Genomic DNA, 23,372 nt, shown 5'->3' on the forward strand with positions numbered 1-23,372 from the left:
CAGAGGGTCAGGCCGCAACCTGCTCCACGAACGGCTGGGACGTATCCGGCTGCGGAACGACAACGCGGTACTCGCGAGATTCCAATTCCAGACGCGGACGATTGCCGATCAGCGCGGCCCAGCCGGTGAACGTGCTGGGCGGCCCCATCATCCAATCCGTTTCCGCCAACGCGTACATGTCCCGCAACGCCGTGCCCGGCCCCCGGCTGATCTTGAGACCGGCAAACGCTTTTTCGTCCAATTGCTCGTTGCTGCAAACCAAAAACCGGACCCGCCGCCCGGGCAATTGATCGCAGACGCTGTGCATCCATCGCGAATACAGTTCGTCGTCGTAGTAATATTGCCCGCCCAGGAAATCGGCATAGTCGCCGCGGCGGATGTGAACGCCGACCAACACATCGCTCTCGCGCCGCGCCTGACGAATCCGCTGATCGATCGCATCTCGATCGGTCTTGGACACGGAAAAGAATGGACGGATGTGCGGCCAATGCTGTTCCAACAGTCGCGGACTGCGAAACAGCCAGCCCTGCAACAATAGCGTCCGACCGGATTCGATCGCGCTGCGAAACCGGTCGCCTTCCAAATCGCAAATTTCGCCGGCCCCCAAGCGAATCACCTTGGCCGGATAATGACGCATCCCGATGGCGTTCATCGATTTCGCCACCGCCTGCATGGTGTGCATCAAAGCATTGCGACAACGCTGTGAAGGCTGACGTCGAGACGGGCGGTGGTTGGGAGACGGCCTCAGGTGCGCGTCATAGCGACACCAAACGTCGTCCCGCGTGCTGGGAAACAGGTCCGCATACTCGGCGAAGCTGGGATTGCGGAACTCAACCCGATAGTGCCGAGCCGCCGCGATCAAGTGCGAATAGAGGACCAGCCGATTCCCGAGTTGGCCGTACCGTCGAGAGAGTATCATCATGGGAGCGGGGCCCTGGCTGTGCGTCGAACAACGTTTCGGGCGATGCTATCGCCGAGCCGAACCTGCCAACAAGGCCGGTTCCGCGTTTTTCGCCACGCGAGCACTGACGTTTAACCGCTGCAATCTCAGGCGTTCTGTCCCCCACCCTGAGAAACTGGTCTTGCCCTGTACAGCGGAATCTTGCGATACGCAGCCCACGCGCCAAAAGGCCAATACCGCTCGTCCGACGCGTCGAGTGAGCGGTATCGGCCGGCAAGCCGCACCACTGCCCCCTAACTCGCTCTGCTTCGCCCATGGGAGACGATTCACCGCGATGAACACTCGAACCATTGCCCTCACCTGCGTCCTGTTTCTCACTGCGATGACCGTCGCGTCACCGCCCCATGCGTCCGCCCAGGATCCGACGAGCCAGGATCCCACGACCGAGCCAGCGTTGCCCGGCAATCCGCTGACCCGGATGGTCAGCGGGCTGAACCCGATGAACTGGCAGATGCCAAAGCTGAAAATGCCCACGATGTCCAGCTTCTTGCCGACCAAGCAGGAAAAGGATCGCGTGATCACGAAAAAAGACAGCTTGGTCGACGAGGTATCCACGACCGCCAAGAAAAGCTGGCAACGCACCAAGGACACACTGAATCCGATGCGATTGATCCCCGCCGGGTTCCGTCAAAACAGCCAGACGACTCCGGCGCCCCAGGCCAAGCAACAAGGTGGGTTCTTCAGCAATCTGTTCGCCCCGTTCCCGAAATCCGCTGACGAAGACACGTCGCATTCGGTCAACGACTTTCTAAAGCAAGAGCCCGTTCGCTAGGCGATTCGGGGCGGGCAGTGCTGAGCGACCTTTTGGTTAGTACCGGTCAGTGGTGATCATCGATCTTCGTTGTTAGCCCAGAAGGCTGTTTCACTATGCTGCGGAATGAATTCCGCAGCACTTGCCCAAAGGGCATTCACATCCATAGCCTGGGGTCAGGGAACGAGCGCAGCGGAGTGACCGCAACCCCAGGAAAGAAAGCCCATCTCCCCCCTTTCGATCGGCCGGCGGCAGAGCCGCCGGCCGATCGAAAGGGGGGGGAAGGTTTCTCGGCGCACGGAACTTACCCTTTCGCGACCACGCTCTGGAAGCGATCGAACAGGTAGTGGCTGTCGTGCGGCCCCGAGGATGCTTCGGGGTGATGCTGAACGCCAAACGCTTTGGCCTCTCGGTGCCGAACGCCCGCGATCGTGTCGTCGTTCAGGTTTCGGTGTGTGATTTCCAGGCAATCCGGCAGCGACGACTCTTCGACGGCAAAACCGTGGTTCTGGGTCGTGATTTCAACTTTCCCGGTTTGCAAATCCAGCACCGGTTGGTTAGCCCCCCGGTGACCGAACTTCAGCTTGAACGTCTTCGCACCGCAGGCCAGCGAGAGCAATTGGTGTCCGAGACAGATGCCGAACAGCGGCGTCTTGCCGATCAGTTCCGCAATGGTCTTGTGGGCATAATCTAGCGGTTCGGGGTCCCCCGGCCCGTTCGACAGGAACACGCCATCGGGGTTGAGTTTCAGGATGTCGTCGGCACGGGTGTCGCCCGGAACGACGGTGACCTGGTTCCCTCGCGAGGCGAAGTGCCGTGGGATATTCCATTTCATGCCGAAGTCCATGCAGACGATATTGGCCGAACCGTTGGCGGTCGGGTTGGCGCCCCGCGCGATTTCCGTCGCGGTCCATTCATCCAGGCGGCTATCCCATTGCCGCGCTTCGGAGGGCATCACCTCGCGGACCAGGTCTCGGCCAACCAGCCCGGGGCTATTTTTCGCTTTTTCGACCAGCGAGGCGTCGTCCAAGTCGCTCGTTGACAGGATCCCCCGCATCGCACCCATCTCGCGGATGCGTCGCACCAGCGAACGCGTGTCGATTCCTGCCAGGGCGACGATGCCGTGTTGTTCCAGGTAGGCCGACAAGGCTCCTTCGGCGCGATAGTTACTGAAAATTCGGCTCTCTTCGCGAACGATAAAGCCGGCCAGGGAAGGCGTTTCGTGCTCGACGTCGATCGAATTGATGCCGTAGTTTCCGATCTCCGGGTACGTCATCGTCACAATTTGACCGCGATAACTGGGGTCGGTCAGGATTTCCTGGTAACCGGTCATCGAGGTGTTGAATACGACTTCACCGTAGATTTCGCCTTCGGCGCCGAAGCCTTCTCCGGTGTAAACCGTGCCGTCTTCGAGTGCGAGTTTCGCGATTCGGGTCATAAGAATGGTGGTGCGATTGCCGATGCTAGCGGAATGGGGCGGGTGTGGACTAAAAACGTCAACAGGATATCGGAAGTCGCCATTTTCGACGAGTGGGCACGCCGCCACCGAATCACCCCACCCCCGGGAACAACCAAGCCATCAGCACGCTAACGACCAGTGCCGAAACCCCCATCGCGATGCTCATCGGCGAGATCACTTTCAATCCCTCCGCTTCGGTCATCCCGCTCATCCGCGTGATCACCCAAAACGCGCTGTCGGTCATCCACGAGACCGGTTTGCTGCCCGCCCCGATAGCCATCGCCAAATAGACCGGGTGGAAGGGTAGGTCCTCGGCAAACGCGAACCCCTGCAAGACACCTGCCGAAGTGATCATGGCGACCGTCGCCGACCCTTGCAGAGTTCGGATGGCCGCGGTCACACCGAACGCCAGCGGCAACAACATCAGTCCGGCATTGGCGTCAACCAGCGATCCGACCGCGCTGGCGATCCCCGCCTGCCGCAACATCGCGCCGAAGGCCCCACCGGCGGCGGTGATCAGAATAATATTACCCGCTGACGCCAGCGAACGACCGACCAGCGTCCTGCGCCGATCCGCATCGATGTACCGCATCAACGCCATCCCGAACGCCAGCCCGATCGCGATCGCAATGTTCTTGTCACCCACCAGCCGCAACAAGTCCGTCACCCGGTTCGGCCGCACCGCCCCTGATTGGATCAGGTATGCCAACACGCTGCCGATCGTGATCAAAATCACGGGCACCAGGATCGGCAGCAGCGATTCGGCGAACCCGGGCGACCGCCCGTCGGCCGACGTTTCGGCGGTGGCGCCGTGATCGGCAACGTCCGCCTGCTGGTCGCTGGAGGAGGTTGAATCATCCGCGTCTGATTCACCGGCGATGGGGCGCAATGGCACTTCGACGCAACGGTTGATCAAACGCGCCGAGGCCAGTGACAACACGCTGCTCATCCCACCGACAACCAGCCCGACGCCCAACATCACGCCCACATCAATGTTCAGGATCTCGGCGACCTGAAGCGGCCCGGGCGTCGGCGGGATAAGCGAGTGCGCGATCGATCCGCCGGCCAGAATCGACAAGATGAACAGCACATAGTCGTTGCCGACGGCGCGGCGCAACGACCGGGCCAACGGCACCATCAGGTAGAACACGGTGTCAAAAAAGACCGGGATGCCGATGATGAACGAACTGACCGCCAGGGCTTCGGGTGATCGCCTGGGCCCGACCAGTTTCAACATGCGATCGACGATCGTGGCTGCGGCGCCCGATTCGGACAGACACCCGCCGATCACGCTGGCCAGAGCAATTAAAATCCCAATTTTTCCAGCCGTCGAACCGAACGCGTTTGTCACGCGCGACGCGGCGCTGCTGTGCGTGAACGTCACAGCGGCTTCGGGGGTCCATCTGTTCTCTGCCACTTCGGCGTCGGCATACTGCTGAAGCATTTCCGGCCCGGTCAGACCGGCGACCAGCAATCCGGCCAGCAAGAGCGTCAAAAACGCGTGCAATCGGAACACCAGAATGCTGACCAAGACGACGACGACCGCAAGGGTCACGACCAACCAGATGTTCATCAACAGCTTTCTATGTGTGCGGATTGCGACAGTCAGAGACCGCGAGGCAAAATTCTACAAATCGTCTGCGTCAATCCGTCGATCTAGGCGAGTGGACGGATGAAGCCTAAAGTATGCGACTGAGAACCTTAACAAAATTCGTGGCGTCGCGCGGCCGAAGGCAGACTGCGGTATCTTACCGTGGCAATTTTCTCTCATGCGTCGTCTTCGATTCCTCCCAACGTAGCGGTCAAGCAGTCACGTGTCCGACTCCAACTCCGATTCAAGCAGCGAGCTGTCGTTTTTCACCAAACACGAATTTGCGATCCGCCGACTCCACTCGCTGACGGGGATCGTGCCGCTGGGACTTTACATGTGCGTTCACTTGACGACGAACGCCAGTTTGTTGGGCAGTGTCGAGATCTTTCAGCGCGCCGTGTTCTTGATCCACAGCCCCGGCCCGCTGTTGCCGCTGATCGAATGGGGGGGCATTTTCCTGCCGCTGATTTTCCACGCCGTGCTGGGCATCTGGATCGCCAAGACCGGGAAAACCAACAGCAGCCAGTACCGGTTCACCAGCAACCGCCGCTACAGCTGGCAGCGATGGACCGGGTTCATCGGCTTGGTGTATCTGTTCCTGCACGTGATGCACTTGCACGGCGGGGTTCACGCCGAGGGCTGGATGAACGCGATCGACAAGATCGGATTCGGTCAATTCAGCCCCTACAACGCAGGCAGCTCGTTAGTGGCGGCGATGAATCTCGGTTACGGCGTCATCTGGCCGGTGATTTACTTGGTCGGTGTGCTGGCCTTGGTTTATCACTTCATCAACGGAATCTGGACCGCCGGGATCACCTGGGGACTGTGGATTTCCCCCCAAGCTCAGGCACGGGCGACCAAGGTTTGTGTGGCGCTGGGCGTCGTTTTGACGGTTGTCTCCCTGGCGGCCTGGGCGGGCGCCGTCTTCCCAGGCGAAGACGATGTTGCGGAGATGCGTGCGATCGAAGACCGCATGTACGAAGCGGGCGTCGTCGCCGGCACGGTCCCCGAAAACGAGCACAAACGTGACTCCCGCGGGCGGGCGGCGGTCGACTGCGAAACCGAGGACGCCGAGGGCGGCGAACAAGCATCTCTGGACGACACGAAACCGGCATCCTGACATCGCCGAGCGTCGGCCCCTCGGATCGAGCTCCAATTCAACACACCCCATTCATTCAATTTCAGTCGCTATGTCAAATCAACGTGTGGTCGTCGTCGGTGGTGGTCTTGCTGGTCTCGCCTCGGCGATGAAATTGGCAGAACTGGGCGTGAGCGTCGACCTGATCAGCCTGACGCCCGTCAAACGCTCCCATAGCGTTTGCGCTCAAGGCGGCATCAACAGCTGCAACGACCAAACCCGCCAATTGGGCGACAATGAATGGAAGCACTTCGATGACACGGTCTACGGCGGTGACTTTCTGAATCACCAGCCGCCGGTCAAAGAAATGGCCTACTGGGCGCCCAAGGTCATCGACCTGATGGACCGGCTGGGTGTCCCCTTCAACCGCACCGGCGAAGGTTTCCTGGACCGACGTCGCTTCGGCGGAACATTGTACAAGCGAACGGCGTTTGCCGGTGCGACCACCGGTCAGCAATTGCTGTACGCCCTGGACGAACAAGTCCGCCGCCGCGTCGCCGAAGGGCTGATCCGCAAGTTCGAATTCTGGGACTTTCTGGGACCGATCCAAGACGACAGCGGTCGCTGCCGCGGTGTCGTCGCCCAAGACATGGTGTCGATGGAAATCCGCGCCTTTCCGGCCGACGCCGCCGTCGTAGCGACCGGCGGTTGCGGTCTGGTGTATGGCCGTAGCACGATGAGTGTGTTCTGTACCGGCAGCGCCGCCAGCCGCTGCTTCCAAGCCGGTGCGAAGTACGCCAACGGCGAATTCATCCAGGTCCATCCGACCGCAATCCCCGGCAGCGACAAACTGCGATTGATGAGCGAATCGGCGCGTGGCGAAGGCGGTCGCGTCTGGGTACCGCGCAAGCCGCACGATTCCCGTGCCCCTCGCGACATTCCCGCCAGCGATCGTTACTACTTCCTGGAAGAACGCTACCCCGAGTACGGCAACCTGGTGCCGCGAGACATCGCCACGCGTGAGATCTTTGACATCTGCGTCAACGATGGCTTGAGCGTCGACACCGAACGCATGTGCGTCTACTTGGATTTGACTCACATCCCCAAAGCCGAACTGGACCGCAAGCTGGGCGGGATCCTGGAGATCTACGAAAAATTCCAGGGCGTCGATCCACGCGTCGAACCGATGCGGATCTTCCCGGCCGTTCACTACAGCATGGGCGGCTTGTGGGCCGATTACGCCAAGAGTGCCGACGGAGGCTTGGAGGCCGGCGCCCCGCGGAACCACATGACCAATCTGGAAGGTCTGTATGCGATCGGCGAATGCGATTACCACTACCACGGTGCCAACCGATTGGGCGCCAACTCGTTACTTTCGTGCATCTTTACCGGTTTATTCACCGGGCCGTCGATCGTCAACTACATCGACAGCCAACCCGGCGGCCACGCCGACATCGAACCCTCCACGCTCTCGGCGGCCGTCGCCAAGCAACAGGAACGTCATGACCACTTGCTGACCGGCAACTCCGGCAGCGACGAAAACCCCTACCTGATTCACCAGGAACTCGGAGACATCATGACGCGGGCTGCGACCGTCGTTCGCCGCAACGATCAATTGTCCGACGCGATCGAAAAGGTCAACGAACTGCACGAGCGCGCCATGAAAGTCAACCTGTCGGACACCGGCAGCTGGTCCAACCAGAACGTGATCTTCGCAAAATCACTCCAAGACATGTTCCCGATCGCCAAGTCTATCTTGGGCGGTGCACTGCGACGCGACGAATGCCGCGGTGCCCACTTCAAACCGGACTTCCAAAAGCCCTCGCTGACCGCGGAAGACCCCGCCGAGCGACGAAAGCAAGCCGAAGAGTGGTGCGATGCGTTCGAAAAGAACAACGAAAAGTATTTGAAGAGCACGATCGCCGACTACGACAACGCCGCGATGCAGCCCCAGTTCAGCTACGAGGATGTCGACACGTCACTGCAACCGCCACGCCCCCGACTCTACGGGCTTGTCGGGGCCGATATCATCGAAGAGGTCTGGAAGGAACGGGCCGAAGCGAAAAAGCAAAAACCCGAAATGGCATCCTCCTGATCCCCTGCCCGGCATCGCTCACGATTCGGGGCGACCGAAAACACTTCACTCCACGAACATTCAACTTTCGACAACTTTCATAGGTCAACGCATGATTGCCCTGGATCCCGACGCCAACCGCCCCAAGTTCATCAACGTCCGCGTCAAGCGACAAGATGGCCCTGGAAAAGAACCGTATTGGCAGTTGTTCAAGATCGACTATGAACCCGAATTGAATGTGATCACGGTCCTGCAACGGATCGCCGCACTGAGCGAAACATCGGACGGCAAGAAGGTCACCCCGGTCGTCTGGGATTGCGGCTGTCTGGAAGAGGTCTGCGGTGCCTGCACGATGCAAATCAACGGTCGCGTCCGCCAAAGTTGCAGCGCCCTGGTCGACCAGTTGCTCAAGGACAACGCCGACGAAATCGTGCTCGAGCCGATGAGCAAGTTCCCGGTGCTCCGCGACCTGATGGTCGACCGCAGTCGGTTATTCAAAGCTCTCGAAAAGGTCAAAGCCTGGGTGCCGGTCGACAGCTATTACAACATGGGCCCCGGCGAACGACAGCTCCGCGCCGCCCAGGAACAGAACTACCCGCTCAGCCAATGCATGAGCTGTGGCTGTTGCGTCGATGCCTGTCCGCAATACAACAAGATCGAACTGACGCGGAAGGACGGCGAGACGGACGAGGAGTTTCGTCGGCGCGAAGAAAAGGCTTGGGACCAGGAATTCGTCGGCCCCCACGCCATTTCGCAAGCCATGCTGTTCAACAATCATCCGACGGGCAAATCGATCGCGGGTGAGCGACTGGACGCGTTGACCAGCCCCGGCGGAATCCAGGCCTGCGGGAACGCTCAAAACTGTGTCGCCGTCTGCCCCAAGGAAATTCCCTTGACCACCTCCATCGCCCGGGCCGGCCGCGCCGCAACGATCCACACCATCAAAAAGTGGTTCGAAAAGTAATCGCGCGCCCGTGGGATAGGCTTCCAGCCTGTCATCATTCTGCCCCGCATCATTCTGCCATCCCTCCCTTGTCACTCCCACCAAAGTGGCAAAGCTGAACACGGGGCAAGAGCCAGGAACCTTCGAGGGGTAAGGGGATGTGCAACACCGATCGGACAGTGTCTTTCACCATCTTCTTACCCCAGAAATCTTCCTACACCTTCTCTACGCCGTCCGCAGATTCACCTCGCGACACAGTCCGCGAATTGATCGTTCGTCAATCAGATGAAACGTTGGGATGTTGGCGGCGATCAACGGGCCGGCAATCGCGCTGTAATCGTTGATGTCCAGCGTGTTGATGATCACCGCGACCGCTTTCCCACGGCGGGCAAACCCGAGTAACGTCGCCAGCGAGTCCGGCGTGGCCTGCTGCAGGATCGCGATCAATGTCGTTTCGTTGCTGATTCGTGATTCGGTTTCAACCAGCAACTCGGTCAGCGTCATCCCGTCGCTGCGTTCCAGACGCGCCAGCGTCGTTCTTAATCGTTGCAGATGAACCGCCCCACGCGCGGCGTCCAAGACGATCGGACGCAGCCGATCGTTGGTGTCCAGCATGGTTGCGGATTGCCTGGCTTGATCGCGGACTCGATGGTCACCGACCCAGCCATCGGTACGAACGCGATCGGCGGCGTCGCGACCGTTGGTGACAAACCCGAACGGTTGTGATTGATCGTGCAACGAACTGGCGATCGAAAACGCAGCGGTAATCGACAGGTCGGTCCGAATCGGTTCGTGCTGGGTCGGGTTGGTGGTCGTATGCATGTCCAACACCAGCGTCGCCCCGGCGATCGATGTCGGTTCATAGACCTTGCTGTGCAGGATCCCGGTCCGCGCCGTCGCCGACCAATGAACCCGGCGCATCGGGTCGCCCGGTTCCCAGCGTCGGATGCCGCGCAGCCGCGTCGGGTCTTCCATCACGTTGTCACGCATCCGAATTTCCCCCATCGGGCGACGCGACGCGATTTCATAGTCATCCAGTTCAACGGTCTTCGGCAGCACCGTCAAATACTGCGGATGGGTGCCGACACGATAGCGACGGTACAACCCCATCAGATCGCCGGTTTCCAGCACGGTGGGGCCGATTTGAAAGTAGCCGCGGCGGTTGCACTGGATCTTGTACCGAAGCTCGCGCGTCTGACCGGGCCACATCAAAAACACCTGGACGCGATCGCCCTGGATGTCCAACGTCGGCGGTGTGTGAATCGTCGCCCAGCGAGGAACTAAATCTTCGACGAGCAGCCAGAACACGGGGATCTTGCTGGTGTTGGTGACCGTCACGGTGATCGGCAGCGATTGACCGATCTTCATCTCCACATCACCGCCCTCACGGGTCGCGATCGAACAGCGGGTCCAGGTGAGTGCAAGAAAACGGTTGATCAAGATCACGGCCGCGGCAACGATCGCCGCAAGCACCCACAGCGAAGCGCCAAACACCAGACCGACAAGCAACACCGCGGCCACCGCTGCGATCAGCGAAAACTTGGCGCCAGGCCCCGACGAGGTTTCATGATCTCCCATGACGTAAGTCTAACGGTTCTTGGTTCTTGGTTCGTCGGCAGCCGATCTGATATTTTCTTGTCATCCATCTTCCTGTCTGATTTCTTCTCTCACTCCATTTTTCTGCCCCTCATTTTTCTATCTCTGCTTTATCCGCCCCCCTCCCGACTCACGCCTGCCCGACCATCCAGTCCACGATGCGTTTCGCCGCCTTTCCGTCGCCGTAGGGATTGTCGATCACCGTTGCGCCGCGGCTGTCTTTGGGTTTGGCCAGCAGTTCGCTGGCACGCCGGACGATCTGCTGGCGGTCCGTTCCGACCAGTTCCGCCAACCCGGCATCGACCGCTTCGGGGCGTTCGGTTTTGGTTCGCGTGACCAGCACGGCGCCGCCCAGCGACGGCGCTTCCTCCTGGACGCCGCCGGAGTCGGTCAGCACCAAGGTGGCGCGATCCATCAGCCAGACGAATTCGGGATAATCGGCCGGCGGGACCAGATGGATATTTTTTGCTCCGCCGAGCAGCTGATGGACGGGGCCGTGTACGTTGGGGTTCAAGTGCACGGGATAAATGAACTCGGTTTGCGGGTGGGACGCGGCCAATTCGGTCAGCGCGGCGCAGATTTGTTCCAGCCCGCCGCCAAAATTCTCACGGCGATGCCCGGTGACCAACACGACGCTGTCGGCCAGCGCCATCGGGTACTTTTCCTGCCACCTTGCATCGTCGGCGCGTTCTTTGGCGACGGTGTGCAGCAGCGCATCGATCACCGTATTGCCGGTGACGCGGATCTGTTGTCGGGCAACGCCCTCGGCCAGCAGGGCGGATTCGCTGCGGGCGGTCGGGGCGCAGTGCAAGGTCGTGACAATCCCAGTGACTCGGCGGTTAAATTCTTCGGGCCACGGTGCTGCCAAATCGCCCGTTCTCAGCCCCGCCTCGACGTGCACGACCGGCAAGCGATGGTAGAACGCGACGATCGCCGATGCCATCACGGTGGTGGTGTCGCCCTGGACGACGATGCAATCCGGCTGGCACTGATCGATGACGCGGTCGACCGCTTCCAGACAGCGGGCGGTCAGGGCGGTGAGCGTCTGGCCGGGTTGCATCAGCCCCAGATCAATCTCGGGCGTAATCGAGAAATAGGAGAGGACTTGGGCCAGCATTTCGCGATGCTGGCCGGTACTGCAGACGATCGGCTCCACCTGCTCCGGCCGAGCCTTGCACTCCATGACCAGTGGGGCCAGCTTGATCGCCTCGGGACGGGTGCCGAACACGATCAGCGGACGCAACGGCCCGCCGCGACGCCGAGGAATGATCTGTGACGAATCGGCGAGATGCGTCGACGGGGAGGTTTGAGCAGGCATGCGGGGGAACGGGATTCTCGGAAAGACAACAGAAATACGTGAAGGATCGGTGATCCACGTCCTCATTGGGCCGGAATCCCCTTGGGAAACCGGAGGTACGCGGCTATACATATAGATTAAGTCCGTGGACCGAGCCGTTCGAATTGAAGCCGGCCGGCGATTTCGGGCATCAATCTCAGCAGACAGCCCCTTTTACGAGGACAGCGTCAGGATACACACCGCCGGAAACCTGCGAGCCATCAGTGATCCGCAGCTGGTCTGCAGCGAACGCAACGCATCGCGGACGGCCTTTCGATCGGATCCGAATGGATAGTTTCGAGCATCGAGCGAGCTGATCGGACTCCTTTTCACGGCGGAACCCATCCATCGACAGCACAACATCGGATGAAACGATGTCACTGATACGCCCGAGTTTTCGGCCGGTTGGTTGGCTGCTGGCACCTCCAAAACAACTCATTAATAGACCGAATGTCAGACAATTGGAACCTCCTTGCCAAGCTTCTTGGCACCCCTGGTCCGCCCGCCCCCCCGAAGACAGAAGAGCCGAAACCGCAAGCCGAATCGACCAGCGACGGTCACAGCGAACGCCAATCCGCATCGGACTCGCCTGAGTTTTCCGATCAACGCTCCAACGATCAAAACCCCAAGGAATCGGTGACGCGTGACATGCCACCGGTGGCCGAAGCGGTCGCCGATGTCAGCGACGAATCCGACTTGGATGAAACCGGACCCTCGGCCGAAGACGTGCTGGACGCGCTGACCAGCGAGACTGTTTCAACACAGTTGCCGGGATTCGGGGTCCAGGCCCGCGATCCACGAATCGATGAACTTGCCGCCGGCGGACCGCCGGCCAAGCAAGAACCGGTCGTCGACGAATTGCTGACCGTCGAATCGTCGCTCAGCGAGTCCGACAAACTGTTCGCCGGCAGCGAGGCCGGTTCCGACGGTGCGGAGTCCGAACCGGAATCGCCCGAACCGGAATCGGGCGCTTGGTCGGAATTGGCCGGCGAATTGGGAATCGAAGCGACCGACGAACCGCCGCCCCATCGCCCCCCGATGGAAATCCAATCCACGCGACGCGAATCGTCATCGACCAAGCCCAAGAAGGCTGCCAGCAGCTTTGGCGACGGGCTGGGCATCGACTTGGGGCCGGAACCAGAACCGAGCACCGAGGCCACGGAATTCGCTGAGGCCACGGAAATCGACGCCCCCGAGTCGCTCGAAGAGCCAGAGGAACCCGCTCGCAAGTCCGTCGAATCGACGCTGCGTTCGCCGCGATCACTCGATCCCCCCGATCCTCTGTCGTTCCGCTCGTTTTCTGAGCTGGATGACGACGACGATGGCGAAGACGACGAGGCGGATTCGGCCCAAGCGTCTATCCAGCCGTCCCAGGAATCCCCGCGACGCGAACGAGCGACCGAGCGGCCGGAGCGAGCGCGTCGACGTCGAGGGTTCGGCGATCGCGACGATGCGGACGATGCGGACGATGACGATCGGTCGCCCGCGAGCGAGCGGCAAACCACCAGCGAACGAAGTGACCGTGAGCGGTCCGATCGCGACGAATTCCCTGGCCGCGATCGCGATGAAGAACGTGATAGCCCGCGGCGACGTGGCCGACGCGGTCGCCGGGGACAACGCCAACGCATGGGCGAAGAGTCGCTGGACGCGGCCCCCATGCCGGCCGATGACGCGGACAGCGACGACATCGCGAGTGGCGACCTGGATGAACCGCGCCGAGGGTCCTCCAGGCGCCGAGGCCGAAGGGGGCAACCCCAGCGCCGTACCGTCAGTCGCGACGAATTTGACCCCATTGCAGACGAAGACTTCGAAATCGTCGACGATGAATTTGGCTTGGGCGTCGACATTGACTCGGACGATTCAGACGACGAAACGGAAGACTCCGGGCCGCGACGACGACGACGTGGACGCCGGGGACGTGGCGGCCGACGATCACGCGGCAGTAACGAAGCCGATAGCGATGAAGAACGATCGCAGCCCCGCGGACGCGGCGATGCGGATCTGGACGAGGACCTGGACGAAGTCGCCGAATCACGGATCCCCGAATCCGCGTTCGATGACGATCACGAAGACGACGAAGAAGTCGATGTGATCCGTCGCGGACGCCGACGTCGCGGACGCCGTGGCGGTCGGGGACGATCAAATCGAGACGCGGAGTCGGCCGATCAAGAACAACACAATGGCGATCCGCGGGACCGAGACGACGAGGAGGTCCGAACGCGGCGCGGAGGGCGAAACCGTCAGGAGGAGTCCGACGGAGAACCACGCGGCGAAGCGACCAAGCGGCGCAAGATCGTTCCGACCTGGCAAGAAGTGGTCACCCTGTTGGTCGACAACAACCTTGAAAACCACAAAAAATCGCCATCGGGCAAAGGCCGCGGTCGAGGCCGCCGCCGCTAGCACCCGCGCCGTCGTGTGACGGCCCTTGCGGGCCGTCGCGCTTCGCGTCTCTCGCGTTTGTACGATGGCCCTTCCGGGCCGTCGCGCTTCGCGTCTCTCGCGTTTGTACGATGGCCCTTCCGGGCCGTCGCCCCAAGGGCTTGCCCGCGCGACGACCCGGAAGGGACGTCGTACAACCTTGCCCAGAAGGGGCATCGTTCAGCCTTGCGGTGACGACTTACACTAAGCCGGCCAAGCCGAGCGCCAAAACCAAGCCTCCGGCCGGGATACACCAACCGGCGAACCAGTGTAGCCGCTCCTGGCGGCTCCACCCGATCAGCCACTTGAGAGCAAAGATCCCGACGCCGAAGGAGACCAAGGCGCCGATCCCCAGTTCAGCGATCGAATGCCCCGAGGCAGCCCCTTGGCCGGTCTCTTCAAGCAGATCTTTGATCGCCAACACGGTCGCACCGGAGATCGCGGGAATCGCAAGCAGGAACGAAAACACGACCGCATCGTCTGTTTTCAATCCCAGCAATCGTCCACCAAGAATCGTCGACCCGCTGCGACTGATGCCCGGCAGGATCGCAAACGCCTGGAAACAACCGACGCAAAACGCGGCAAAGTAAGACGCGTTACGGTACTCGCCCCGGCGCACCGGTAGTCGCCCCAGCACGATCAGCATGATGCCCGTGACGATCAGCATGCCACCGGCGAGCAGCGGGTTCTTTAGGATCCAGCCGAACTGGGCCTTGATCGTCAGCCCGACCACAACGGCCGGAATCGTTCCGACGATCAACAGAGGAATCACGCGACGGTCGCTGGTCAACAAATCCAGGATCCGACGCCAGAAAATAACCAAGATGGAACCGAGCGTTCCTGCGTGCAAAATAATCTCCAGCGTCGGCGACTCGCTTTGCACGTCGCTGATCATCGCCCCCAGAATGACCAGGTGCCCCGACGAACTGATCGGCAGGAATTCAGCGATCCCCTGCACAACGGCCAGGATGATGGTTTCGATCACGCCATTAAGTCCGTTTGGGTACTCACAGGGGCTGGATATCAATTGAAAACCAAGTTGTCCGCCTTCTCGCGGCGCTCGATCACAATCAAACTGTTGCCGCAGTATTCACCGTCGAAGCCGACCAGGGAACCATCCACCATGTCACTGGACAACCAGAACACTGACACCGATTGCATCGATCCGAATACCGGGCTTCTACCGAATCAAACGGATTCAGCAGCTTCGCCGGAGTCGCACTCTCCTGTGGCGACACGCAAGCCGGTCGCCAGCGCGTTGCATCTGGACGTGGTGAACTTGGTCCGTGGGTTTTGTATGGGAGCGGCGAACATCGTGCCAGGGGTCAGCGGCGGCACCGTGGCGCTGGTGCTGGGACACTACCAACGCCTGATCGATGCGGTCAGTCGGATCGATTCCCATCTGGTCGGAGAACTCTTGGCGCGGCGCCCGAAGCGGGCCTGGGAGTATGTCGACGGGCGTTTTCTGATGGCGATCGGCATCGGCGTGGTGTTCGGCAGCGTGGCGCTGGCCGGACTGATCAATTGGCTATTTGACCATCACATGCCCGAAACCTTCGCCGTCTTTTTCGGCATGATCCTTGCCAGCGTCCTGATCGTCCGCCGCCAGGTCAAACGCTGGGGACCGGCGAGCCTGGCGGCGTGTGCCTTTGGCATCCTGGCCGCCGTAGTCGTCGGGCGACTCTCCCCGACCGACGGCGGAGATTCGTTGATCTACCTGTTCGGTGCCGCAGCGATTGCGATTTGCGCGATGATCCTGCCCGGGATTAGCGGTGCTTTCATCTTGCTGTTGCTGGGCGTTTATCACCCGATCACAGGCTTGATCAAAAACACCGTCAAACTGAACATCGACTTGAACTCGATCCTGCAATTGGGGGTCTTTGCGTTTGGCTGTCTGTTCGGGCTGCTGGCGTTTTCGCGGCTGTTGAGCTGGATGCTTGACCATCACCGTGACAAGACGATGGCCGTGCTGGTGGGATTGATGATCGGCAGTGTCGAAAAGCTGTGGCCGCTCCAGGTGCCGACGGCCGAAACGGCAGGGCTAAAGATGAAAGAGCGGATCATGCAGGTCGTTCCGCCGAGCGAGTGGAACGGTAGCCTGATGTTGCTGGCCGCCCTGGTCATCGGTGCAGCCGTGTTTGTGCTGGTGCTCGAACGGGTCGCCGAAAGCGACTTGATCAGCGACCATGAACCCGACGATTAAAGATCGCCGGATCAAACGGGTTGTCGACCTTCGGCATGCGTCGAATCCGTGCAGCGGCGCCAGTCGACGTGGTTGACGAAGTCGACGGCCCAGGGTTCCAAACCGGTTCACCCTCACCGCTGCCTGGCAAGGCCCCGGCGGCCGATTCACTCGCAAGATCGATCGGGCGTTCGACCGACAACAGCTCCGGCGGGCTCGTCGGCGCAAGAGCCTCGCTGCCACTGCCAGGACCGCTTTCCGATTCCCACTGCGACGGCGCCGAATCCATCGCGACCTGGCTGGCTTCAACCTGCATCAGCCAGCGGTCCAAATTGGACATCATCGCCGAACCTTCGCTGCCGAACGAATGACGTCGGCCCCCGTGTCCATCGGATGCCCGCAGGCGAATCAGGCTGTTGCCGGGTACCGACCGATCGACGAATTGCATCACCGCTTGCAAGTTTTCTCTGGCAACATCCTTCGGGGCCCACTTGGAAGTCAGCGCCGTGTGAATCTGGAACTCACGTTCGTTCTGACCATCGCGGGCATGACAACTGGTACAACGATTCATCAGGATCGGCTGAATCCGTGAGGCAAACTCGTAAACCAACTTCTCCGGCAATCCGCTCGGCGGGGCCACCGCCCTGTCCTCTCCCACCGCCGGATCATCGGCGACGGGAGATTCATGCGAAACGGTTTGGACCGCCGGGCTTGGGTCGCCGACCGACGCGGGCTCCGCCGAGGCCGACTGCTGACGAATCACCGCCGCGACCTGCCGCAACAATTGAATCGTGCTTGGATCGGCCGGCTCAAGCGCACGTGCTTCCAGCGCATCCCGGGCAGCCTCCTGCACCAATCCATTTCGCAAGCACCATCGCACATCGGCGTGAAGACGTTTCAGATCGCCTTGGAAACGGTTTCCGCGACGGTATTGATACAACTGACGGATCGAGCGTCCCACGGTTTCCACCTGATCGCCGGGCAGATTGATTCTGGATTGATCGCTGCGCGTGATACAGTATGTCGAGCCGATCTTTGCGACCTGGCCACAAAGGACATTGCCGTTTCGCAACAGCACACAGGATTCCTCGTAGGCTGCCGGCTGCGCCCCCTCGCCTCCAAAGGACGGCAGGGGCGTTGCGACGAAGACCACCAGGGCCGCGACCGCAACGTGGTGAACGAATGCCAATGCGTAGTAAATCTCTTTCATTCGCCTGGGCTACCAAATCACAGCCACGGCCGTCAAGAGAGAGGTTTTCATGACCGCGAGGAGGATCGATGACGAACCTCTTTTCCTCCACGCCGAAGCAACGTGGACGCCAGCGGCGTGAATTGCTATGAACGATTTAATCAACAGGCCGCCACGCAGCCGGCTCACCTAGCAATTCCGTCTGTTCGTCAATGTCCATATCGTATCCAAAATCGCCGCGAATCCTATTCTTGGACGACAACGTCCGGGACATCGGCGGTCACTACTTGGAATTGGCCAGTTTACTTGGCGACGGAGCGCACCAGCTGGGCTACCTGCCCCAGTTGGTAGCCCACCAAACGCTGCCCAAACGCAATCCCGACCTGTCCCGCGATTCGCGTCTGGATCATCTTCCCATCGAGCCACGGTTCGCGGTGCGCCGGATGGAAAACTGGTCGTTGGGCGTTGACGGATCTTCGAGAGTTGGGCGAGACCTTCAAGGGGCACCGACCGACGGTGGATGGGCAGCTCGACTCTGGCAGAACGTTTGTGATCGCGCCAGCCGACCTTCGCGTCGCCCCCGCGCGATGCTTCACGCGTGGTCGTCGGTGTTCGCCGAATCGGTACGTCAATTTGCGCCACGGCCTCCGGACAGAATCGTGGTCAATACCGGTGGCGATTTCCAGATCGTGGCGTTGGCACACGCGCTTCGAGAACTTGATCGCCAGGACAGGATCGGGCCGACGTCGATTCATGTTCTGTTCCATTTTGCCGTCTATGAAACAGCAGTGACGGCACGTGCCAGAGCGTTTGGTCGCCAAGTCAATGCGGCGATGGGCACCATGAAACGCCATCGCGTCCATTTGCACGCGACCACCGAATCGCTACGACAACAACTGGCAACCGTCGGCGTGAACGCCACCGCCATCCCATATCCCACACGTCCCAGAAACGGGCTGCAACGGTCAAGGTCTTCGGCGGATGCGACAAAGATTCTGTTGGCAGGAATGCCCCGCGCGGAAAAGGGACGCGGTCAGATCTGCGGGTTGTTGGAATCGATCGAGAAGCCCTGCCTGCGATCGGGCCGATTCATCTGGTCGATGCAATTGCCTCAAAAACGATGGCAGCGAATGATCCCCCCGTCGATGCAGCCATCGTGCGATGTCAAAACGCCCGCCCCCACAGGGCGCCTCGCGGGCACCGGATTGGAAGTCCTGTGCGGCAACTTGACCAGCCAAGCGTACCACGACTGGCTGGATACCGCGGGCATCGGATTGTTCCTTTACGACCCCGGCCGCTATGTCGCTCGTTGCAGCGGTGTGCTGTTGGAGATGATGATTCGGGGTGTCCCCGTGATCGTCCCCGACGGGTGCTGGCTGGCGGACCAGGTTCGCCAGGCCGAACGCACCGGCCCGATCGGCTGGATCTATCAGTCGGTCGATGACATCCCGCAAATCCTGAATGGTGCCGAAGCAAATTTGCCAGAGATCCATGCGAATTGCCAGCGGCACGCGGCGCACATCGCGGCCTACCACTCCGGAAAGAACTCGCTTCTGGAAATGGGCATCGAAAATCATGCTTCGTCGTCGCTGCGGCGGGCAAGTTAGGAGTCACTGGAGATGAAATTAAAGCACTTGCTTCGATACCCTTTTGACATTCGCGTTGCCGAAGAGCATCTCGCGTCGCCATCAAAAGTAGACGTGGAAACCACCGAAGCGACGATCGGGATCGACCTGTATAGCGATCAGATGTTGTTTGACGGCGGTCGGCATCTCGCATGTCTTGCAGCGTCGGCGGGCAAGATCGGATCGAAGGTGATATTGCGTTGCAGCCGCTGGTTGCTGGCCGCAATCGCTCATAAATCCCATGGCGGTCGCTTCCTGTCGATGCCCAACGTCTGCTGGATCGACCCGCAGGCGACGTTCCCGCCACAGTCGCTGGTGCTGCTGGACACCGACGGCGGACAAGCCGATCGCGTGTTGAGCCGACAGCGAACGGTCGCGATGTTGATCGGACGCGATCCGGTCGATAAGACCCTGGTCATGCCTTATCCGATGCACCCGCAACAGATCACCGATGCAACGGAGGCACGCGAGGACATGTTGCGTCGACGGATCAAGGCCGGCATCTTTTTTGCCGGAAACCAAAACCGCCGCTACGGTCGCGATTCGATGCACCACGAGTTTGGTGTGCTGTCACGGCTGGAAATTTTGTCCACACTGCGGAGCCACTTTGACGTTCGAATTGCGACACGCGACTCGGGCGGACGCGACGACCAAATTGTCCTCCGCGACAGCGCGAGCGATCCGATTCCCGCACAGGACTGGATGAACACCATCGCCGCCCACCAGTTCTTTCTGTGTTGTCCGGGGGCCTCTCAACCGGTTTGCCACAACGCGATCGAAGCGATGTCGGTCGGCACGATCCCGATCCTGGAATACGCCGATCGTTTTCATCCCGAATTGGTCGACGGCGTCAACGCGATCTGCTTTCGTGGCCGCAAAGGCCTGGTGGCCGCGATCCGCCGCATCGATTCGATGCCGCCGGAAAAACGCGCGCGGCTGTCGAGAAATGTCTGCCAACATTACGACGCACACCTGGACGGCGGACGGTTTCTGAAACGGTTGCGAGACGAATTAAATACCGATTTCGTGGACCAGGTTTCGATGCCCTTTCACAACCGAAACTTCTACTCAACATCCTCACCGCCCAGCGGCCGCGTCCCGCTGGGCCATCGGCGTGCTGCTTGACGAATCGCGAAACAGGATCGAAGATTCAGGCCCGTTCTTGTGGCCGGGCTCGCCCCCGAAGCCCGTTTGATCCCTCGTTCAAGCAAGTCCCACGACCATGCGTGTTCTCGTTACCGGGCCGGCCGGATTCCTCGGTGCCGAGATCGTCGACCAGTTGCTCGTTCGCGGCGACCAGGTCGTCGGTGTCTCACGCGGCCGGTACCCCGCGTTGACCGACAAAGGAGTTGAATACCATCGCGGAGACCTTTCCGAGGCCGACGTCAGTGAGCGTCTGATTCGCGACGTCGACGTTGTCGTCCACACCGCCGCGGTCGCCGGCGTTTGGGGGCCCTACGCGTCGTTTTATCGGATCAACACCCAAGCCACGCTGAACGTGATCGATGCCTGCCGAAAAAACGGCATCGGCAACCTGGTGTTTACCAGCAGCCCCAGCGTCACGTTTGACGGTGACGACCAGCGGGGGATCGACGAATCGGCGCCCTACCCCCAGCGTTGGCTGTGCGCGTATCCACAAACCAAGGCGTTCGCCGAGCAAGCGGTGTTACAAGCGCATCGCCCGGGCGAATTGAACACCTGCGCCTTGCGCCCCCATTTGATTTGGGGCGCCAACGATCCGCATCTGCTGGCGCGGGTGATCGACCGCGCGGCCGCAGGAAAACTGCAAATCGTCGGCAACGGGACGAACATGGTCGACACCGTCCACGTGGTCAACGCAGCCGCTGCGCACTTGGACGCGATCGACGCACTCGGCCGGCGCCCCGAGATCGCCGGCGGACGCGCCTACTTCATCGCCCAGGATCAGCCGGTGAATTGTTGGGATTGGATCACACAGATCTGTGAACTCGCCTCGGTCCCGCCTCCGAAGCGACACATCCCCTATGCCGTCGCCTACGCTGCCGGAGCCCTGCTGGAAACCGCGTATCGCCTGGCCGGAAAAAAGCAGGAGCCCGCGATGACCCGATTCGTGGCGGCCCAATTGGCCAAGGACCACTATTTCGATATTTCCGCGGCGAAGGAGCGTCTGGGGTACAAGGTTCGCCTCTCGATGGACCAGGGAATTCAAGAATTACGATCAGCCTGGCAGCAACAATCGTAGCCGGCAAGCGGATCGGCAACGCGACACCGCCCTCCCTGCCGTTTCCGCGTTTCACGGCTCCGCCTGGGAACGAGCGGCGGTAGCCGCGACCGCCGTCGCGTGTTCCAATAGAGGTCCCCTTTCCCCATCACCCCAGGCGATCCCATGTCGACCAGCGACGTTCGAAATATCGATTCGCTTCAGCGGCTCCGCACGGGGGTCCTGGCCATGGCCGATAGTTGGGAAAAAACGCTGCAGGAGATTCGAATCGCGATTCACCGCGCCGACCAGTACTTCGGTGACGAGGTGCCACGGTATTGGCGTCATCAGACCGAACTGGCCGAGCGCGAACTGACCGAGGCGAAAGACAATTTGCAACAGAAAGAAGCGGCCGCCCGGGCCGGTGATCGTGTCAGTGCGATGGAAGCGCGGAAGCGGGTCGCCGCCGCAAAAACCCGATTGGATCTGTGTCGCGATCGCCAACGCACGGCAAAGTCGCTGGCCATCGAAATCCGCCATCAATGCGACGAATTACTCGGTCCACTAGCCGACATGACCGAACACAGCGACAATCGTCTGCCCGCTGCGGCGATCAAGCTGGGCACGCTGTTGGAATGGCTGCATCGCTATGCCGACGCGGCGCAAATGCCTGCATCGCCCGACGAAGGCCTGTCGGCGTCGCGATCGGAAATGCCGAGCGATCCGCCGCCGATCGACTGACCTGCCCACCGCCCCATTCTCCACCTCACCCCGAATCCCAGCTTGTCGATGTCTGATCCCGTCTGCGAAATCTTTGAAACGCTTCGTCAGTGTGACTCTTCTCGTTCGGAATTGCTCCAGCAACTCGCCGATTACTATCGCGGAGCAGAACTGCCGATGGAGTTGTTCGAGGCGCGCAAGATGATCGTCCGCGATTCTCTGGGATTGCCGCTGCTGAGCAGTGAAGATGAACCGCCGCGGTCCGAAGCGATCGAGCGACAATTGGAAACCGGCCTGCTGGAGGCCTGCCGCGAATCCGGTGAAATGCTGATCCGGGCCGGACGCGTGTTCGAAGGCTGGACGTACCTGCGGCCGACCGGTGACAACGAATTGATCCGAGACCTGATCGCGGAGGTCGAAATCACCGAGGACAACTATGACGAAATGCAGCGTGTCTTGCTGCACGAAGGCGTCGATGTGGGGCGGGGATTCCAGGCCGTGCTGGACCATCAAGGCACCTGCAACAGCATCACGCTGTTCGACCAGGCGATCGCCCAACGCAGCAAGACGGACCGCCGCGCCGCTGGCGAGCGGCTGCTGGAGTACTTTTACAACGAATTGACCACGTTGGTCCGCGCCGACATCGAAGCCCGCGATGCCGCCCCCGGCGACGACGAATCGTTGTACGACATGCTGGCCAGCCGCCCCTGGGTGATGAAGGACGGCGGCTATCACCTGGACACGACCCACTTGTCGTCGACCGTGCGGATCGCATCCACGTTGACCGATCCGAAACAGCTGCGCAAGGCCTGGGAACTGACTCAATACGGACGCCAGTTGCACCACCAGTTTCAATACCCAGGCGAAGAACCGTTCGTGGATTTCTACCCCGCCTACGCCGCGTTCTATTCGATCTTGCTGGGAGAAAACGTCGATGCAGGGTTAAGACTGTTCGAGCGGAAAGCGATCAACGTCGACACGCAAGAACACGGCACCGGTGCGATCGAAACCTACATCGACCTGCTCGATCGCGTCGGACGGCCGCTGCAAGCGATCGAGTTTGCGATCGCTCACGTGCCCGACGATGTGCCATCGCAAACGATCGTGCCGCTGCTGATCGAGATCGCCGGACGTGCCGCCCGGTCCGGCGATGTGTCCGCCTATGAGAAGATCATGGACTTTTGTGCCGACAAACAGGACGCACTCGGTTTCGCGGTCGCCAAGCACGCCGCGATGGAAACGTAGCGATCCTTGGTCGCGTTCCTCTCGG

General features: G+C 60.8%; 18 protein-coding genes. 11 read left to right on the forward strand and 7 right to left on the reverse strand.

Features of this window, described 5'->3' with window-relative positions; all coding sequences use genetic code 11:
• Positions 1-7 precede the first annotated feature (7 nt).
• Positions 8-922 (reverse strand): O-fucosyltransferase family protein, encoded by a 915-nt coding sequence (locus Mal15_RS16410; RefSeq protein WP_147868755.1) that lies wholly within the window; start codon positions 920-922, stop codon positions 8-10.
• Positions 923-1,235: 313 nt separating this feature from the next.
• Here Mal15_RS16410 and Mal15_RS16415 point away from each other — a divergent pair, with 313 nt between their 5' ends.
• Positions 1,236-1,733 carry a hypothetical protein gene (locus tag Mal15_RS16415; protein ID WP_147868756.1) on the forward strand — a complete coding sequence of 166 codons (498 nt, stop codon included), beginning with the start codon at positions 1,236-1,238 and terminating at the stop codon, positions 1,731-1,733.
• Between the two features lie 283 nt (positions 1,734-2,016).
• Here Mal15_RS16415 and carA read toward each other — a convergent pair whose 3' ends face one another.
• Both carA and Mal15_RS16425 read right to left on the reverse strand, forming a co-directional pair.
• On the reverse strand, positions 2,017-3,150 hold the full coding sequence (gene carA, locus Mal15_RS16420) for a glutamine-hydrolyzing carbamoyl-phosphate synthase small subunit (protein ID WP_147868757.1): 1,134 nt from the start codon (positions 3,148-3,150) through the stop codon (positions 2,017-2,019).
• 112 nt (positions 3,151-3,262) lie between these two features.
• On the reverse strand, positions 3,263-4,744 hold the full coding sequence (locus Mal15_RS16425) for a GntP family permease (protein ID WP_147868758.1): 1,482 nt from the start codon (positions 4,742-4,744) through the stop codon (positions 3,263-3,265).
• Positions 4,745-4,985: 241 nt separating this feature from the next.
• On the opposite strand from Mal15_RS16425, the gene Mal15_RS16430 reads away from it, so the two are divergent.
• The 3 genes from Mal15_RS16430 (at position 4,986) to sdhB (ending at position 8,878) form a co-directional block, all read left to right on the forward strand.
• A complete protein-coding gene (locus Mal15_RS16430; RefSeq protein ID WP_233903495.1) occupies positions 4,986-5,882 on the forward strand; it encodes a succinate dehydrogenase cytochrome b558 subunit in 897 nt (298 codons plus the stop codon).
• Positions 5,883-5,952: 70 nt separating this feature from the next.
• Positions 5,953-7,935: a succinate dehydrogenase flavoprotein subunit gene (gene sdhA, locus Mal15_RS16435; protein WP_147868759.1), complete on the forward strand. Its 1,983-nt coding sequence runs from the start codon at positions 5,953-5,955 to the stop codon at positions 7,933-7,935.
• Positions 7,936-8,026: 91 nt separating this feature from the next.
• On the forward strand, positions 8,027-8,878 hold the full coding sequence (gene sdhB, locus Mal15_RS16440; RefSeq protein WP_147868760.1) for a succinate dehydrogenase iron-sulfur subunit: 852 nt from the start codon (positions 8,027-8,029) through the stop codon (positions 8,876-8,878).
• 204 nt (positions 8,879-9,082) lie between these two features.
• On the opposite strand, the gene Mal15_RS16445 is transcribed toward sdhB, so the two are convergent.
• Positions 9,083-10,435, reverse strand: a complete 1,353-nt coding sequence (locus Mal15_RS16445) for a DUF58 domain-containing protein (RefSeq protein WP_147868761.1) — start codon at positions 10,433-10,435, stop codon at positions 9,083-9,085.
• 148 nt (positions 10,436-10,583) lie between these two features.
• Positions 10,584-11,771: a non-hydrolyzing UDP-N-acetylglucosamine 2-epimerase gene (wecB, locus tag Mal15_RS16450; RefSeq protein WP_199773878.1), complete on the reverse strand. Its 1,188-nt coding sequence runs from the start codon at positions 11,769-11,771 to the stop codon at positions 10,584-10,586.
• Between the two features lie 468 nt (positions 11,772-12,239).
• On the opposite strand from wecB, the gene Mal15_RS16455 reads away from it, so the two are divergent.
• A complete protein-coding gene (locus tag Mal15_RS16455; RefSeq protein ID WP_147868762.1) occupies positions 12,240-14,189 on the forward strand; it encodes a hypothetical protein in 1,950 nt (649 codons plus the stop codon).
• Positions 14,190-14,406: 217 nt separating this feature from the next.
• Here Mal15_RS16455 and Mal15_RS16460 read toward each other — a convergent pair whose 3' ends face one another.
• On the reverse strand, positions 14,407-15,192 hold the full coding sequence (locus Mal15_RS16460) for an undecaprenyl-diphosphate phosphatase (protein ID WP_147868763.1): 786 nt from the start codon (positions 15,190-15,192) through the stop codon (positions 14,407-14,409).
• 138 nt (positions 15,193-15,330) lie between these two features.
• On the opposite strand from Mal15_RS16460, the gene Mal15_RS16465 reads away from it, so the two are divergent.
• Positions 15,331-16,410, forward strand: a complete 1,080-nt coding sequence (locus Mal15_RS16465) for a DUF368 domain-containing protein (RefSeq protein ID WP_147868764.1) — start codon at positions 15,331-15,333, stop codon at positions 16,408-16,410.
• Here the strand turns inward: Mal15_RS16465 and Mal15_RS16470 are convergent.
• Positions 16,385-17,599 carry a hypothetical protein gene (locus Mal15_RS16470; protein ID WP_147868765.1) on the reverse strand — a complete coding sequence of 405 codons (1,215 nt, stop codon included), beginning with the start codon at positions 17,597-17,599 and terminating at the stop codon, positions 16,385-16,387. The two genes, Mal15_RS16465 and Mal15_RS16470, sit on opposite strands and share 26 nt — an antisense overlap.
• A 230-nt stretch (positions 17,600-17,829) precedes the next feature.
• Here Mal15_RS16470 and Mal15_RS16475 point away from each other — a divergent pair, with 230 nt between their 5' ends.
• The 5 genes from Mal15_RS16475 to Mal15_RS16495 all read left to right on the forward strand — a co-directional run bounded on the left by Mal15_RS16475 (position 17,830) and on the right by Mal15_RS16495 (position 23,347).
• Complete coding sequence (locus Mal15_RS16475) at positions 17,830-19,185, forward strand: hypothetical protein (RefSeq protein ID WP_233903496.1); 1,356 nt, start codon at positions 17,830-17,832, stop codon at positions 19,183-19,185.
• A 12-nt stretch (positions 19,186-19,197) separates the two neighbouring features.
• Entirely contained in the window at positions 19,198-20,328 is a 1,131-nt protein-coding gene (locus Mal15_RS16480; protein WP_147868767.1) for a glycosyltransferase family protein, read from the forward strand.
• A gap of 97 nt (positions 20,329-20,425) precedes the next feature.
• Complete coding sequence (locus Mal15_RS16485) at positions 20,426-21,424, forward strand: NAD-dependent epimerase/dehydratase family protein (protein ID WP_147868768.1); 999 nt, start codon at positions 20,426-20,428, stop codon at positions 21,422-21,424.
• 144 nt (positions 21,425-21,568) lie between these two features.
• Complete coding sequence (locus Mal15_RS16490) at positions 21,569-22,123, forward strand: hypothetical protein (protein WP_147868769.1); 555 nt, start codon at positions 21,569-21,571, stop codon at positions 22,121-22,123.
• Positions 22,124-22,171: 48 nt separating this feature from the next.
• The gene (locus Mal15_RS16495; RefSeq protein WP_147868770.1) at positions 22,172-23,347 is read left to right on the forward strand and encodes a hypothetical protein; all 1,176 of its coding nucleotides are present in this window, start codon (positions 22,172-22,174) and stop codon (positions 23,345-23,347) included.
• Positions 23,348-23,372 lie beyond the last annotated feature (25 nt).

Origin of the sequence: Stieleria maiorica (assembly GCF_008035925.1) — a bacterium.
Classification (GTDB): domain Bacteria; phylum Planctomycetota; class Planctomycetia; order Pirellulales; family Pirellulaceae; genus Stieleria; species Stieleria maiorica.

Excerpts from the sequence above, each read along its gene's own strand:
- Mal15_RS16410 (WP_147868755.1), bottom strand. The coding sequence starts at position 922 with ATGATGATACTCTCTCGACGGTACGGCCAACTCGGGAATCGGCTGGTC.
- Mal15_RS16415 (WP_147868756.1), top strand. The coding sequence starts at position 1,236 with ATGAACACTCGAACCATTGCCCTCACCTGCGTCCTGTTTCTCACTGCG.
- carA (WP_147868757.1), bottom strand. The coding sequence starts at position 3,150 with ATGACCCGAATCGCGAAACTCGCACTCGAAGACGGCACGGTTTACACC.
- Mal15_RS16425 (WP_147868758.1), bottom strand. The coding sequence starts at position 4,744 with ATGAACATCTGGTTGGTCGTGACCCTTGCGGTCGTCGTCGTCTTGGTC.
- sdhA (WP_147868759.1), top strand. The coding sequence starts at position 5,953 with ATGTCAAATCAACGTGTGGTCGTCGTCGGTGGTGGTCTTGCTGGTCTC.
- sdhB (WP_147868760.1), top strand. The coding sequence starts at position 8,027 with ATGATTGCCCTGGATCCCGACGCCAACCGCCCCAAGTTCATCAACGTC.
- Mal15_RS16445 (WP_147868761.1), bottom strand. The coding sequence starts at position 10,435 with ATGGGAGATCATGAAACCTCGTCGGGGCCTGGCGCCAAGTTTTCGCTG.
- wecB (WP_199773878.1), bottom strand. The coding sequence starts at position 11,771 with ATGCCTGCTCAAACCTCCCCGTCGACGCATCTCGCCGATTCGTCACAG.
- Mal15_RS16455 (WP_147868762.1), top strand. The coding sequence starts at position 12,240 with ATGTCAGACAATTGGAACCTCCTTGCCAAGCTTCTTGGCACCCCTGGT.
- Mal15_RS16465 (WP_147868764.1), top strand. The coding sequence starts at position 15,331 with ATGTCACTGGACAACCAGAACACTGACACCGATTGCATCGATCCGAAT.
- Mal15_RS16470 (WP_147868765.1), bottom strand. The coding sequence starts at position 17,599 with ATGAAAGAGATTTACTACGCATTGGCATTCGTTCACCACGTTGCGGTC.
- Mal15_RS16480 (WP_147868767.1), top strand. The coding sequence starts at position 19,198 with ATGAAATTAAAGCACTTGCTTCGATACCCTTTTGACATTCGCGTTGCC.
- Mal15_RS16485 (WP_147868768.1), top strand. The coding sequence starts at position 20,426 with ATGCGTGTTCTCGTTACCGGGCCGGCCGGATTCCTCGGTGCCGAGATC.
- Mal15_RS16490 (WP_147868769.1), top strand. The coding sequence starts at position 21,569 with ATGTCGACCAGCGACGTTCGAAATATCGATTCGCTTCAGCGGCTCCGC.
- Mal15_RS16495 (WP_147868770.1), top strand. The coding sequence starts at position 22,172 with ATGTCTGATCCCGTCTGCGAAATCTTTGAAACGCTTCGTCAGTGTGAC.